This window comes from Chitinophaga filiformis, from assembly GCF_021646545.1.
Classification (GTDB): domain Bacteria; phylum Bacteroidota; class Bacteroidia; order Chitinophagales; family Chitinophagaceae; genus Chitinophaga; species Chitinophaga filiformis_A.
In genome coordinates this window covers 145,272-161,588 of the sequence record NZ_JAKIRP010000021.1, presented here as the reverse complement: position 1 = coordinate 161,588, position 16,317 = coordinate 145,272, and the positions used below count along the sequence as shown (strand labels likewise).

Here is a 16,317-nt window from a genome sequence, read left to right as displayed (position 1 = left end):
GCACCTGGTAAGTACTTTGTAACAGCAACTACAGCTAATGGTTGTTCTACTAAGGACAGTGTAACTGTAGCTCAGGATATCAATAAACCAAACCTGACCATCGCCACACCTCCGGTCCTGACTTGTGATAGAACCAGTGTGAGTCTGACGGCATCCTCTACTACTGCAAACACCACCTTCACATGGACAGGTAGAGGCGTCGGTCAGAATCCGATAAGTGTGACTGCTCCGGGTAAATACTATGTGACGGCAACAACAGCTACTGGTTGTTCTACTATCGATAGTGTAATTGTAGCTCAGGATATCAATAAACCGAACCTGACCATCGCTACACCACAGGTATTGACTTGTGATAGAACAAGTGTGAACCTGACGGCATCATCTACTACGGCTAATACCACCTTCACATGGACAGGTAGAGGCGCCGGTCAGAATCCGATAAGTGTGACTGCACCTGGTAAGTACTTTGTAACAGCAACTACAGCTAATGGTTGTTCTACTAAGGACAGTGTAACTGTAGCTCAGGATATCAATAAACCAAACCTGACCATCGCCACACCTCCGGTCCTGACTTGTGATAGAACCAGTGTGAGTCTGACGGCATCCTCTACTACTGCAAACACCACCTTCACATGGACAGGTAGAGGCGCCGGTCAGAACCCGATCAGTGTGACTGCTCCTGGTAAGTACTTTGTAACAGCAACTACAGCTAATGGTTGTTCAACTAAGGACAGTGTAACTGTAGCTCAGGATATCAACAAACCGAACCTGACCATCGCTACACCACAGGTACTGAACTGTGATAGGACTACCATCAACTTAACGGCGTCATCTACTACAGTTGGTACCACCTTCACATGGACAGGTAGAACTGCAGGTCAGAACCCGATCAGTGTGACTGCACCTGGTAAGTACTTTGTAACAGCAACTACAGCTAATGGTTGTTCAACTAAGGACAGTGTAACTGTAGCTCAGGATATCAATAAACCAAACCTGACCATCGCTACACCACAGGTACTGACTTGTGATAGAACCAGTGTGAACCTGACGGCATCATCTACTACTGCTAATACCACCTTCACATGGACAGGTAGAACAGCGGGTCAGAACCCGATCAGTGTGACTGCACCTGGTAAGTACTTTGTAACAGCAACTACAGCTAATGGTTGTTCAACTAAGGACAGTGTAGCTGTAGCTCAGGATATCAATAAACCAAACCTGACGATTGCTACACCTCAGGTACTGACTTGTGACAGAACCAGTGTGAGTCTGACGGCATCCTCTACCACTGCAAATACCACCTTCACATGGACAGGTAGAACAGCAGGTCAGAACCCGATAAGTGTGACTGCACCTGGTAAGTACTATGTGACCGCAACAACTGCCAATGGTTGTTCGACTATAGACAGCGTGACAGTAGCTCAGGATATCAATAAACCAAACCTTTCCATCGCTACACCACAGGTATTGACTTGTGATAGAACCAGTGTGAGCCTGACGGCATCATCTACCACTGCAAATACCACCTTCACATGGACAGGTAGAGGCGCCGGTCAGAACCCGATCAGTGTGACTGCACCTGGTAAGTACTATGTGACCGCAACAACTGCCAATGGTTGTTCAACTATAGACAGTGTAACCGTAGCTCAGGACATCAATAAACCGAACCTGACTATCGCTACACCACAGGTACTGACTTGTGATAGGACTAGCATTAACTTAACGGCATCATCTACCACTGCTAATACCACCTTCACATGGACAGGTAGAACAGCCGGTCAGAATCCGATCAGCGTAACCGCTCCGGGTAAGTACTATGTGACCGCAACAACTGCCAATGGTTGTTCAACTATAGATAGTGTAACTGTAGCTCAGGATATCAATAAACCAAACCTGACCATCGCTACACCACAGGTACTGACCTGTGATAGAACCAGTGTGAACTTAACGGCATCATCTACTACCGCCGGTACTACCTTCACATGGACAGGTAGAACAGCAGGTCAGAATCCGATCAGCGTAACTGCTCCGGGTAAATACTATGTGACCGCAACTACAGCGAATGGTTGTTCGACTAGGGACAGTGTGACTGTGGCTCAGGATATCAACAAACCGAACCTGACCATCGCTACACCACAGGTGCTGAACTGTGATAGGACTACCATCAACTTAACGGCGTCATCTACTACTGCTGGTGCTACGTTCACATGGACAGGTAGAACTGCAGGTCAGAATCCGATAAGTGTAACTGCACCTGGTAAGTACTATGTGACCGCAACAACTGCCAATGGTTGCTCTGCTATAGACAGCGTGACAGTAGCTCAGGATATCAATAAACCAAACCTGTCCATCGCTACACCACAGGTATTGACTTGTGATAGAACCAGTGTGAGCCTGACGGCATCATCTACCACTGCTAATACCACCTTCACATGGACAGGTAGAGGCGCCGGTCAGAATCCGATAAGTGTAACTGCACCTGGTAAGTACTATGTGACCGCAACAACTGCCAATGGTTGCTCTGCTATAGACAGCGTGACAGTAGCTCAGGATATCAATAAACCAAACCTGTCCATCGCTACACCACAGGTACTGACCTGTGATAGGACAAGCATTAACTTAACGGCGTCATCTACTACAGTTGGTACCACCTTCACATGGACAGGTAGAACTGCAGGTCAGAACCCGATAAGTGTGACTGCTCCTGGTAAGTACTATGTGACCGCGACAACTGCTAATGGTTGCTCCAGCATAGATAGTGTAACTGTAGCTCAGGATATCAACAAACCAAACCTGACCATCGCTACACCGCAGGTACTGACATGTGACCTGAAGAGTATAAACTTAACCGCATCATCTGGTACGCCAAACACTACCATCACCTGGACAGGGTTTGCAGCTGGTCAGAATCCGGTAAGCGTAAATACTTATGGCAAATACTATGTAACCGCTACAGCTGCGAATGGTTGCTTTAAGAAGGATAGCGTAACAGTTATACAGAACATTACACTCCCTGCCGATGTACAGGCCAGCAACGACGGACCGCTGATTTGTACAAAGACGATGGTGAAGATTACAGGTAACACTACTACCGGAAATGTTTCTTACGCGTGGACCGGACCTGGTAATTTCAGTGTAACTACCAAAGATGCGAATGTAAATACGAAAGGTACCTATTCGTTGAAGGTTACCAACAATGCGAATGGATGTTATGTTACTACTTCCACAACAGTAGATCAGAACATTACACCTCCTGCAAACGTACAGGTAAGTAACGACGGGCCGCTGACCTGTGATAATGACATCGTTACACTGCAAGGCAGATCCGATCTCGGAGGCGCTACCTACCAATGGACCGGACCTGGAGTCAATAACGAATCGACAGCAACGATTTTTGTTACAAAACCCGGTACATATACACTGTTGGTAACAAATCCAGGCAACGGCTGCTTCGTCTCTACGAAAACAGAGGTAAAAGAAGATAAGAAACGGCCGGATGCAATTATTAATGCACCTGCAGCAATGCCTGAACCGCTGACCGAAGACGTGATCACAGCACAGACAGTTGTGAACGCAACGTATGCATGGACACTGACTTCGCCTGATGGTAGCTGGCAGATGATAGATGGCGATAAAGCCGCAACGCTGATATATCAGTCTGGTAATGCAGGTGTCAACGGAACATTTGAGCTCATCGTAACAGATAGAGGCAATGGATGTCAGAACACCGCACGACTGACGTTGACGGCAGTACCTGCTACCAATACTATGGCTTTAGCAGCGAAAGCCCCGAAAGCCCCGCCAGTGGAATACAAAACTTATCCTAACCCGTTTGTCGATAAAGCGTTCATCACGTTCAAGTCGCCGGTAAACGGAAAAGTGACAGTAGAGATCTATAACGCCCTCCAGGGACATATGGAGAAACTGTTATTCAATCAGCAGGTACGATCGGGAGAAACGTACAAGTTGACATTGGACGGCGGGACGCTGCCAGCAGGTGTACACTTCTGTGTCATAAAAGCTAACGGAATCACATATACGAGCAGGCTGTTACTCGTCAGATAAAATTATAACAGCCGGATATTTATTCTCTTGCATGCTTTGGACGCTTTCCTTTACAGGAGAGCGTTTGAAGCATGTGAGAAAATTGTCCATAATAGTATTTTATAGATGAGTTTTATTTCTTATTGTTAAGTAATTATATTATTTTTATATTAATAACAATAACAGCGAATAACCATCAGTTTTACACCTATAATACCCTTAATCTATGCACAACTTTACAAGTACCTGTATCCTGTTGACTTGCCTGCTGCCAGGTAAGGTTAGCGTTTTATAGACAAACTCATAGTAGCACCCAATGTTTGTCTGAAATAAATATTAACACTACGTATATTCTGTTACGTGATAGATGCTGATCATCCTGTCTGACCAGGATGCATGCTGCATACTATACGTTAAACTGCTGTTGCCTTATGTATCAGATATCTGGTTCTAACAACACTTGCCTGCCTGTATATTCGCGGCGGCTGCTTCCCCTGTTTATAAAGAAATGGTACAGTGCCGTAATACTATTGGCATTAAGTACACTCTTAGGTGGTTGGCTATTAGCCATGAATCGTCCGCCCGATGACAGAAAGATGAAACAACCAGCCGTCGCGCTTCCAAAAATGGCAGACGGTGTGGACATATTCGATGTGGCACGCGCCGAGGAAGGAGGCGGTCATGGTACTATTGCCTTTAGAATGCTGAATGGGGCAGTGGCGCCGGTTGACATAGAGATCATTTATACCATCAATGCCACAGTGACAAACGCCGCCATCGATGGTGTAGACATTTCCACCTTACAGACCACTATTATATTGCCTGCAGGACAAACAGAAGTGCTGCTGGATATTGCTGCTATAGATGATTCATTTATTGAAGGTGATGAGAACCTTGAAATTACAATGACATCAGCCCAGGGAACGGATGGTGTTGATTACCTGACACCACACCGCGGACTTACCACCACCGTCATAGATAATGATAACCGCATCAGCATTGAGAGAGTGAACAACGGACAGGAATTGGGTAGCGGTAACGCAAGTGACGGAAACTTCCTCATCAGTTTACCGCCGTCTCTTACATTCAATGAAGATATCCATGTGAAATATGCCATAGGCGGTACCACTACTGCTACTGGTGGCCCTGGCGCCACGTATGACTATAATAATACCACGCTGACAGGAGATGTAGTATTGCCTGCTAATACCAACAGCCTGACACTGCCGGTCAGGGTGAACGATGACCAGCTGGTGGAAGGAAATGAAATAGTGGAGATGACAATTCAGGACAACAGTTTCTCGGCGGTATCCAATATAAAATTCTCCTTTAATCCAACGAAGAAGACAGCCACTGTTCTCATTGAAGACGATGATATCAATGTCCCTATTGGCGTGCAGAGTACTGCCAACGGGAAAGAGCCTGGCGGCACTGGTAATGACGGTAGTTTCACAGTAGGCTGGCCAAACGGATATGCTGCTGCCGTAAGTGTGCTGGTGAGATATACAATAACCGGTACGGCAACAAATGGCGCGGACTATAATACGATCACGCTGACAAAAACAATTCTTGCAGGCACCAGCAATGTAACGATACCGGTAACAGTAAAGGATGACGCGACTATAGAGGGACCGGAAACCGTGATCCTGACTATCACTACCTTAACGGGTTTGTCAGGTCTGACAATAGGCAGCAGTAATAATCCAGGTACAGTTACAATAGCGGATAATGATGTGAAAGCATCGCAGCAATGGAAGAGCGCCAGCTATCCTGGTGCTGCTACCGGAGCTCCCGTGAAGGCGGGAGAGCTGATCACCTATACGGTGCATGTCCGCAATACAGGGAATGTTAATCTTACCAATGTAATCATCACTGATAATATCCCCGCCAATACACAGTTTGTTAGTGCGGATGGCGGTATAGTGCCTGACGGCACCGGTAAACTCACCTGGACAATCCCTGCGATAGCTGCAGGCGTAACAAATGAGGTCCGCCGTTTTACAGTAAGAGTGGCGAACGACCTGACGGGTGTTACTAATATTACAAATACCGCATCAGTGGACAATGGCGATGGCACGGGCGGTCATCCAACGACGCAGCCTGATCCAAACAATCCTGATAATCCGCATCCTACTCCTGACCCAAATATTCCATCTACAGACGTACCTGTTGATGGCGGCGGTAATAAATCCGCTAACTGGAAGAGCGCCAGCTACACAGGTTCCGGTGCTGCCGGAAAAGTGAAGTCAGGCGATCTTATTACTTATACTATACATGTACGCAACACCGGTCATATAACGATTCCCAGTGTTGTCATCAAGGATAATATACCAGCGTACACTGTATTTGTAAGCGCAGATGGTGGTGTTGTTCCCGATGCTACGGGTAAACTCACCTGGACCCTTACAAACATTCCTGTAGGTGCCGCTGATGTGACCCGCAGTTTTGTGGTAAGAGTGGCAAATGATCTGACTGGGGCAACCAGCATTATCAATACTGCTGGTGTTGATAATGGTGATGGCACCGGTGAACATCCAAGTACGCCACCCGATCCTAATAACCCGAATAATCCCCATCCGAGCCCTGATCCGAACGATCCTTCCACTGAAGTGCCCGTTGATCTGATTAAGAAATCTGCTAACTGGAAAAGTGCCAGTTACACGGGCACCGGCACAAATGGTAAGGTGAAGACAGGTGACGAGATCACATACACTATCCATATCCGCAATACCGGCAACGTGACGCTGACAAATGTATTGATCAGCGATATGATGCCTGCATATACCACCTTTGTGAGTGCCGACGGTGGTATAGTACCTGATGCTACCGGGAAACTCAGCTGGACGATCCCGACTATTGCAGTTGGCGCTGCCGATGTAGTGCGCAGCTTCACGGTAAGGGTAGCGGCTGATCTTACTGGTGCTACCACTATCGTCAATACAGCAGACGTAGATAATGGCGATGGCACCGGTGGGCATCCTACTACGCCGCCTGATCCGAACAATCCAAACGACCCACATCCGAACCCTGATCCGAACGATCCTTCTACAGAGGTACCGGTGGATAATAACAAGAGCTCTGCCAACTGGAAGAGCGCAACCTATACAGGTACCGGCGTCGGGGGAAAAGTAAAGGCAGGAGATGAGATCACCTACTTCATACATATCCGCAATACAGGTAACGAAGCGCTCACGAATGTGAACATCAGCGATCTGATCCCTGCTTATACTTCTTTTATCAGTGCAGATGGCGGTATCGTGCCTGATGCGGCGGGCAAACTAAGCTGGGTCATTCAGAGTATCGCCGTGGGCGCACCGGATGTTGTGCGTAGTTTCAAGGTGAGGGTGGTGAACGATCTGACCGGCGTTACCAGTATCGTCAATACAGCTGATGTAGACAACGGCGACGGCACAGGCGATCATCCTACCACGCCGCCTGATCCCAACGATCCTAATAACCCGCATCCGACTCCTGACCCGAATGAACCATCCACAGATATTCCGGCAGATGATGGCGGCAATAGATCTGTTAACTGGAAGAGCGCCAGCTACACTGGTTCCGGCACAAATGGAAAGGTAAGAACCGGAGATATTATCACCTATACAGTGCACGTCCGTAATACAGGTCATATCACGCTGGCAAGTGTCATCGTCACAGATAAGATCCCTGCCTATACGGAGTTTGTAAGCGCTGATGGCGGTATCGTACCGGATGCTACCGGTAAACTCACCTGGACCCTTACCAACATCCCGGTGGGTGGCGCAGATGTGACCCGCAGTTTTGTCGTAAGAGTGGCTACTGACCTCACAGGCGCTACCAGCATTATCAATACGGCCGGTATAGATAACGGAGACGGATCGGGTGAACATCCTAGTACACCACCAGACCCCAACGATCCTAACAATCCGCATCCGAACCCTGATCCAAACGATCCGTCCACAGAAGTGCCGGTTGAACAGGATAAACGTTCCGTGAACTGGAAGAGTGCGGCTTACACAGGTACAGGTATGAACGGTATGGTAAAGGCGGGCGATGAGATCACTTACACTGTTCACGTGCGTAATACCGGTAATGTGAAACTGGAGAATGTGCTGATCTCTGATCTTATTCCTGCTTATACGGCATTCATCAGTGCAGACGGTGGTATTACACCTGACGGCAACGGTAAACTTACCTGGACGATCCCTGAAGTTTTATTGGGCGCAGATGCTGTGCGTAGCTTCAAGGTACGGGTGGTAAACGATCTCACCGGTGCAGGATATATCACCAATACTGCGGATGTAGATAATGGTAATGGTACCGGTGGTCATCCTACCACACCATCTGATCCCAATGATCCTAATAACCCCCATCCGAATCCTGATCCGAATGATCCTTCTACGGAAGTGCCGGTAGATAATGGTAAGCACTCCGACAATTGGAAGAGCGCCAGCTATACCGGAACGGGAGCTAATGGAGGTGTTACAACCGGAGATGAGATCACCTATACCATTCATGTGAGGAACAGCGGCAATGCCACTTTGACGAACGTGGTGATCAGCGACGATATTCCTGCCTATACGGAATTTGTAAGTGCTGAGGAAGGTATAGTGCCTTCTGCCGGTAAACTGACCTGGACGATCGCGCAGATACCTGTTGGTGGCGCTGATGTTACCCGTTCATTTACGGTGAGAGTGGTGGAAGACCTGACAGGGGCAGTGAGTATTACCAATACTGCGGATGTAGATAATGGCAGTGGTAAAGGCAATGAGCCTACACACCCTGCCGATCCTAATGATCCGAATAACCCGATGCCCAATCCTCCGGCTGGTCCGTCGACAGATGTGAAGGTGGATACACTGGTGCGATTTGAAGCCTGGAAGGGAGTCGTTACCGCAAGCGGCGCAGATAAGGCTAGTCCGGGGGAAATACTGACCTATACCATCCACGTACGCAATACAGGCAACGTTAAGCTGCCGCTTATTACCGTGACGGATCCGGTACCTGCGCTCACTACTTTCGGGAGTGCCGGCGAGAATGGTGTCTTCAATGCAGGCAGCAACACGGTTACGTGGGAGGTCAGAGATATCGCTGTAGGCGCTGTTACAGACCTTACGTTTACCGTGAAGGTGGATGATAAGCTGGATTCCGGAGCGGTTATCACCAACACCGCTGTGGCATCTGACGGGAAGACAGATATACCTACATGGGGTTGCGATCCTCATGCGCCCGATTGCAGTGGTACACCGGGTACGGTTATAGGCACCCTGCCGGGAGGTGATCTTGAATTTGCGAATGCCATGAGTCCCAACGGGGATGGTAAGAATGAATACTTCGTGATCAGAGGATTGGAGAAATATCCGCCTGCTGCTTTATATGTATTCAATCGCTGGGGCAGTATGGTATACCAGTCGAAGGCATATCAGAATGACTGGTCGGCGAAGGGACTAAGTGAAGGCACTTATTATTATAAACTGGAGTTGAAATTAGCGGCAGGAATAAAATTATACAAAGGATGGATTGTGATAAAACGAAACTGATGAATAAGGACATTTTTTGTTTTACAAAACAAACAGTTATGTGCTTAAGAAAAGGACTGTTTACGGGTTTACTGATCATCGCCGGAATACACGCCGGCGCCCAGCAGAATGTGCAATTCAGCCAGTACGTATTTAATGGCCTGAGTGTAAATCCTGCCTATGCCGGGTATAAAGATGCCTGGTATCTTAACAATATCTACCGGCAGCAGTGGACAGGTTTTCCTGGTGCGCCGATCACTGCGGCAGTATCTTATGATGGTCCGTTTCGCCCGCTGAAAACAGGGGCAGGTGTAGGACTCGGGGTGCAGTTGATGGCAGATATGGCGGGACCACAAAAGTCATACTCTTTTTATGCTTCTTATGCCTACCGCATTCCGCTGGATGCGGAGCAGACACGCCGTTTATGCTTCGGTGTGGGAGCAGGGGTGACGCAGTATCATCTGGAAGGGAATACCCTGGCATACTTTGATGACGACGATCCCGTTTTCCCCGGAGGTGGGGTGAATGCCTATACACCCGATGCGAGGTTTGGCGTCTATTATCACGCGCCCTCATTTTATGTAGGGCTGTCAGTCATGGACCTGTTCAGCAGGTATACCAGTACTAAATATGCGTGGAAGGGATATAATTATCAGAATATCCGGAAGTCGCAGCATATCTACCTGACGACTGGTGTGATGCTGCCATTGTCCGAGCATCTGCAGTTGAAACCGTCTCTCATGATCAAGGATGATTTTAAGGGGCCTACCAACCTGGATGTAAATGCCATGTTGCTGATCGACCGGGTATTCTGGATCGGTGGTTCTTTCCGTACGGCCGTCCCTGTGTGGAAGAAACAATTGCCGGATGGACTGGAATCGCTGAACGCTGCGAGCGCCATTGTCGAATACTATATTGGAGGGAAATGGCGCGTAGGGTATGCTTATGATTTAAATATAAATGAACTGGCGGGAACACAGGGTGGATCGCATGAGATATCACTGGGTATTCTATTCCCGCAGAAGAAGTTTAGTACATCGAGTCCACGATATTTTTAAAAGGGGGGATTAAACATGTTACGTTGCAAGTTCGTTAAATTGATCATTTTACTTTGTTGCCCCGTGCTCTTATATGCACAGGAAGAGAAAAGCCTGATGGAATTGGGAGATGAGGCATTTATCCGGGAAGAATACGCCGTTGCGGTCAATCTGTATGGCAGGCTTGCAAATAAGAAAGGTAAAAGGGCGCCGCTTAAACTCCTGGAGAAGACAGCACAGTGTTACCGGGAAATGGCCCGCTTTGCAGAAGCAGGGTATTGGTATATGCGTATGATCGAGCATCCTGACTGCCCGTCTGCTGTTATGGCTGCATATGGTGAGATCCAGAAGAACCTGGGAGAATATGATACCGCCAGGTTATACCTGTCCCGTTTCAATCCTGCCAACGCAGATGAGACCCAGTGGAAGAATATGGCCATTGCGGGTTGTGACAGTGCACTGCTGTGGAAGAAAGATACGGTGGCAACCTATGCACTGGAAAATATCAGGGAACTGAGCACCGTAGGCGATGACTGGGTAAGCGGGGTGATGAAAGAGGGGCTTTTGCTTGAATCCAACGGGTACCGCAAAATGGCCCTGACGACAGGATCAGAGCGGAATCCTGACATGGACCCGAGGGTGAATCAACCTTACTTTAAACCATACCTTTTCAGGGAATATGCCCCGGGTAGCAGGGCAAATACCTTTCTGGAAGAAGTGTTACCTGATCTCCTGGGTAAGCTGCCCTACCATGTAGGTCCTGTATGTTATAATAACAGGAAGGATACTATATACGTCACGCTGAATGCAGACGATAAAGACATGGCGGACAAGAAAAAGAAAGGGCCTGTGAACGGACGCCGTTTAATGTCCCTTTACTGGTCTTTCAGGAAAGGGGACCAGTGGTCTCCGCTGGCTCCCGTTACGGCCTTGAACGCTGCCGGAAGTTATACCGGCAATGCCGTATTGAACAGTATCGGCAGTGTTATCTATTTTGTGTCTGACAGGCCGGGAAGTATTGGTAAAATGGATATCTGGTATAGTGAACGGTTACCCAATAACCAATGGGGCACGCCCGTTAACTGCGGACCGGTGATCAACACCCGGTATGATGAGACTTTTCCTACTATTAATGAGCAGGACGTACTTTATTTCTCCAGCAAAGGCCATCCCGGAATGGGCGGCTTTGACATTTTCCGGGCAGAAGGAAGCAGCGCAACGTGGGGCCAGCCCCGTAATCTCCGCAGCCCTTTTAACTCAGGCGCGGATGACCTGGGCTTTATTATGAAAGGCAATAACTATGAAGGCTATTTCGCATCTAATCGCCACGGCGGTGGAGGAGGGGATGATATCTATCGTTTCCTGGAAACACATTTTACAGAAAAGCTGAACGATCCGTCTGCCGGCAAACCGCCAGCACCGGTACCTGCTCCGGATACTACTACCAAAGCGCCTGATAGGACGGTTGCCGATAATACGCCCCCTAAGCCAACACTCAGTCCGACCGACAGTGCAGTGATACATAAGCTGCAGGAGCTACGCTTTCATTATGATTATAACAGCGCCATACTGCTCACCGAATCCAGGGAAATGCTGGATAGGGTAGCAGTGGTGCTATTACAGTATCCAGGCTGGAAACTGATGATACGCTCCTATGCGGATAGCCGTGGCACGGACGAGTACAATATCAAACTGTCGGCCCTGCGTTGTTATGCGGTGATAGATTACCTGATCAAAAAAGGTGTAGCGCCCCGCAGGCTCTATTATGAGAACCTGGGAGAAAAAGAACTGGTCAATCCCTGCGGAAATGGTGTGCCATGTCAGGAGACGGAACACCGGGAGAACAGAAGAACGATGCTGCGTGTAGTTTATAACTGAGTATTGATCCCGTATTCCTCGATCTTGCGATAGAGGGTAGCCAGGCCGATATTCAGCAGGCGGGCAGCTTCGGTTTTGTTGTTCCTGGTATGATGTAATACCTTGATAATATGCAGCTTCTCCACGCTGGCAAGATCAAAGGATGAAAGTCCTGAGGTCGATTTATCTGCAATCTGCAGATCGAGCGGGAGATGTTCTACGGATAAGTCAGCGCCTCCGGCAAGGATCACGGCTCTTTCGAGGACGTTCTTCAGCTCACGGATGTTACCTTTCCATTCGTGGAGCTGCAGCTTTTCGATAAAGGCAGGCGTGATCTGTGGTCTGCGCTGGTTAGTCTTGGCAGAGAAGAAACCTACAAAAAATTCGGCCAGCGCGGGGATGTCTTTCTTTCGCTCTCTTAGCGGAGGCAGGGTAATGGCAAAGACGTTCAGCCGATAGTAGAGATCTTCACGGAAATGCCCTTTTTCGGCCTCTTCTTTCAGATCGCGGTTAGTAGCTGCAATAATCCTGACGTTGACCTTAGTGGGCTTCGTATCGCCTACTTTGATGAATTCACTCGTTTCCAGTACCCTGAGCAACTTACTTTGGAGATCCGGAGGCATCTCTCCGATTTCGTCCAGGAAGATGGTGCCGGTGTTGGCCTCTTCGATCAGGCCTTTTTTATCGCGGTTGGCGTTAGTGAAGGCGCCGGCTTTATAACCGAAAAGCTCACTTTCCAGCAGCTCCCGGCTGAATGCACTACAGTTTAAAGCAACAAAAGGTTTACCTGCTCTCTTACTATTATTATGAATAGCTTGCGCAAATACTTCCTTACCGGTACCGGTTTCTCCCAGTAACAGAACAGTAGTATCCGCAGGAGCCACTTTATTGGCCTGCTCAATAGCGTCGCGGATAGGGCGGGAAGTACCGAGTATGCTGTCAAAACTGTACTTTTTGCCTACCTGGCTTTCCAGTTTTTCGATACGTTTCTGCAGCCGGACCTTTTCAACAGCCCTGTTCAGGAGCGGAATAATGCGGTTATTGTCATCACCCTTGGTGAGATAATCGAAGGCGCCATTCTTAATGGCCTGTACGCCGTCAGGGATATTCCCGTAGGCTGTCAGCAGGATGATTTCTATAGCAGGATATTTCTCTTTCAGCGTTTTGGAGAAGTCGACGCCAGTACCATCAGGCAGTTTCACGTCACAAAGCACCACGTCAATTTCCTCCTTGTCGATTATCTTCTGCGCACTTTTAATATTGCCTGCTTCCAGTACGTTAAAGCCTTCCAATGCAATAATCCTCTTCATGAGGCTACGCAGCTTCTCTTCGTCATCTATTATAAGAACAGTTCCGTTCATAAGATCATTTGCCGGCAAAATTACATATTCCTGGGGATCTTTATCTGATTCGGAAATGTCAGGGGAAATGATCATCTTGTGGCATTATCCTGATACTTATGAGAAACGTTCTAGTCATCATTGCGTTGTTTTGTGCGGGGTGTCTTAGTATGAAGATGCCGGAATTTATACCTGCCCACTCACGGAAAGTAGCCGTAAAATTAAAAGATACGCTTGGTGTAATGACGATGTATATACCGGAGCGGTATGATACTGGCTTCGCCTGGCTGCATCATTCAGATTGTGTGCCCTGCGATGAGATGAAATGTCGTTTTCAACCTAAGTCATCTCCGATAAAAATGGAACGGAGCTATCTCTGGTTCCTCCCGAAGGACTCAATAGATCAGCTTACCATCATTTATCATCCCTACCCCCATCCTTACGACCGTCCTGTTCGTAAGGGTGCGCACTTTGATCGACCTGAGATATATAAGGACAAGTCACGCTATGGAGATGATAGGGAAAATATGAAATTCTGGCCACCAGCCTTAAAATGTCTTGTGCTGGATACCACTTACAAAATTGGTGACAGGCCGTTGTTTGCATTTGGTACGTGTGAGTACGATCCCGAAACGAAAAGATACACCTATCTGCTGAAGGCAGAAACTTGTGTGAGAACTTCTCAAATAGAGTTTGAGTGTAAACTGATCACCGATAAACAGGATTCAATCAGCACTCACTTTATAGAGAATGCTGCAGATGTTCTTCGGACTATACGATTTTCCACGCCCTTATTCGAATAGTTGTTTCGTCGTTGTATCCTGACATTTATTAGATATGTTTTAATCGTCATTGTTCTGCAGGTACAAAGCGATTATTATGGTAGACATTTAATACCAACCACAACCATACTATCATAAGAAAAAATACTCATGATAGCATTTTGTTTTATTTGAGATTAAAAGATGGATAAACGGCATGTAAATTTTCAATCGTTTTCCATATATTTGATTTGCTAAATGGTTGTCGCAGACTGGCATAACCCTTTCATCTGCGCTACACCACCGTCTTACTTTTCATAGCCGCTGACTTCATGCCTATCGCCTTCACAGAGTTATATCCTATTTGAACCGTATTGGTGTTTATAACCAATTCCCATCTTCGGAGTTTATCTCTATAATAACCAGAAAACCGGTGCTCTCCAGGGTAAATAATGCTATTGACCCCGGGAAGCCTGCCATACGTCAAAGAAAGTTTAACAGGTATGCCGGCAGGGATACTTTTGGATAAAACATCCCCGCTATGCAAACTCATACCACTACCAGGCAAGCCTATCTCGACTGGCTGCGTATACTGGCCATCTTTGGCGTATTGGTTTTTCATTCTGCCATGCCCTTTGGAGCTGATCTGGAATGGCACATCCGGAACAGGGAAACCAGTAACCTTTTCCTCGAAATGGTATACTGGATGCACCTGTTCCGGATGCCATTACTGTTCTTCATTTCCGGTACCGTCAGTTACTTCATGCTGCAAAACCGTACAGGCGGTGGTTTTATCGGCCTGCGTGTCAGGAGGTTGCTTATACCGGTGATCCTTGGTATCCTCGTCATTGTTCCGCCGCAGGTTTACCTGGAACGTGTCACACAAGGCTTTAAGGGCAATTTCTGGCAGTTTTACGGCCAAATGTTTTCAACGGGGCCCTATCCTAAGGGAGACATCAGCTGGCATCACCTGTGGTTTGTAGTTTACCTGTTGATCTATGATATTCTTTTTGCACCCGTATTCGTCTGGATCGTCTCTGCCAAAGGCGCTGCCTTCCGCACTGCGCTGCAATGGCTGGAAAAGGGCAAAAGGGTATACCTGCTGGCAGTGCCCGGTATTGTGCTCTACGCATCGCTGGCAAGGCAGTATCCTGAAACGAACGACCTGGTGCATGACTGGTGTTATTTCTTCTACTGGTTATGTTTCCTGCTGCCGGGTTTTATCTGTATTGCACAACCTGCACTGATGAACAGCCTGGAAAATAACCGGAGCACTTCCTTCCTGGTCGCCTTTCTGTCTATTATAGCCCTCAATTACGTGCGCTGGAATGATCTGGAACCATGGGACACGCTGACCAACTGGGAACATGATCCGCGTACTTACGCGTTCCTTGCACTCCGGGCAATCTGTGCCTGGGGATGGGTGCTGACCGCTATCGGCTATGGTAAGAAATACCTCGACAAGCCACATTCCTCGCTGATCTATCTGAACCAGGCTGTTTATCCTTTTTATATCCTACATCAGACAATTATCGTTATCCTTGCATATTATGTTGTGCAAACGTCGGATACGATCGGTACAAAATACCTGTTCATCGTGATATGTACCTTTATCCTGTCAATGGGTATTTTCCATTTGCTGATAAAGCCTTACCCCGTTTGCCGCTTTTTATTCGGTATGAAACCACTGGCGAAAGCTAAAGACAGGAAACAACAACAGGAAAAAAAAGAAACAACAGAAGAGGGAATCTTGTTGCCAGTATCATAATGAAATAACTAT

Annotated in this window: 7 protein-coding genes; 6 read left to right on the top strand and 1 reads right to left on the bottom strand. The window is 47.6% G+C overall.

The features are described from left to right. The 4 genes from L3C95_RS32370 to L3C95_RS32355 all read left to right on the top strand — a co-directional run. The coding region (locus L3C95_RS32370) for a T9SS type A sorting domain-containing protein (protein WP_236394893.1) at window positions 1-4,065 on the top strand (4,065 nt) is incomplete at its 5' end. Between the two features lie 410 nt (window positions 4,066-4,475). Next, complete coding sequence (locus tag L3C95_RS32365) at window positions 4,476-9,563, top strand: gliding motility-associated C-terminal domain-containing protein (RefSeq protein WP_236394891.1); 5,088 nt, start codon at window positions 4,476-4,478, stop codon at window positions 9,561-9,563. A 38-nt stretch (window positions 9,564-9,601) separates the two neighbouring features. Continuing rightward, complete coding sequence (locus tag L3C95_RS32360; protein WP_236394889.1) at window positions 9,602-10,600, top strand: type IX secretion system membrane protein PorP/SprF; 999 nt, start codon at window positions 9,602-9,604, stop codon at window positions 10,598-10,600. Between the two features lie 15 nt (window positions 10,601-10,615). Continuing rightward, window positions 10,616-12,457, top strand: coding sequence for an OmpA family protein (locus L3C95_RS32355; protein WP_236394887.1), 1,842 nt, complete (start codon window positions 10,616-10,618; stop codon window positions 12,455-12,457). Here L3C95_RS32355 and L3C95_RS32350 read toward each other — a convergent pair. Then, entirely contained in the window at window positions 12,448-13,797 is a 1,350-nt protein-coding gene (locus tag L3C95_RS32350; RefSeq protein ID WP_236394895.1) for a sigma-54-dependent transcriptional regulator, read from the bottom strand. The two genes, L3C95_RS32355 and L3C95_RS32350, sit on opposite strands and share 10 nt — an antisense overlap. A 98-nt stretch (window positions 13,798-13,895) precedes the next feature. Between L3C95_RS32350 and L3C95_RS32345 the strand changes: the two genes are divergently transcribed. Both L3C95_RS32345 and L3C95_RS32340 read left to right on the top strand, forming a co-directional pair. After that, window positions 13,896-14,579 (top strand): hypothetical protein, encoded by a 684-nt coding sequence (locus L3C95_RS32345; RefSeq protein ID WP_236394884.1) that lies wholly within the window; start codon window positions 13,896-13,898, stop codon window positions 14,577-14,579. 499 nt (window positions 14,580-15,078) lie between these two features. Continuing rightward, window positions 15,079-16,305, top strand: a complete 1,227-nt coding sequence (locus L3C95_RS32340) for an acyltransferase family protein (RefSeq protein WP_236394883.1) — start codon at window positions 15,079-15,081, stop codon at window positions 16,303-16,305. Window positions 16,306-16,317 lie beyond the last annotated feature (12 nt).

Bases quoted from the DNA above. Each gene is read 5' to 3' on its own strand.
- L3C95_RS32365 (WP_236394891.1), top strand. From the start codon at position 4,476: ATGTATCAGATATCTGGTTCTAACAACACTTGCCTGCCTGTATATTCG.
- L3C95_RS32360 (WP_236394889.1), top strand. From the start codon at position 9,602: ATGTGCTTAAGAAAAGGACTGTTTACGGGTTTACTGATCATCGCCGGA.
- L3C95_RS32355 (WP_236394887.1), top strand. From the start codon at position 10,616: ATGTTACGTTGCAAGTTCGTTAAATTGATCATTTTACTTTGTTGCCCC.
- L3C95_RS32350 (WP_236394895.1), bottom strand. From the start codon at position 13,797: ATGAACGGAACTGTTCTTATAATAGATGACGAAGAGAAGCTGCGTAGC.
- L3C95_RS32345 (WP_236394884.1), top strand. From the start codon at position 13,896: ATGAGAAACGTTCTAGTCATCATTGCGTTGTTTTGTGCGGGGTGTCTT.
- L3C95_RS32340 (WP_236394883.1), top strand. From the start codon at position 15,079: ATGCAAACTCATACCACTACCAGGCAAGCCTATCTCGACTGGCTGCGT.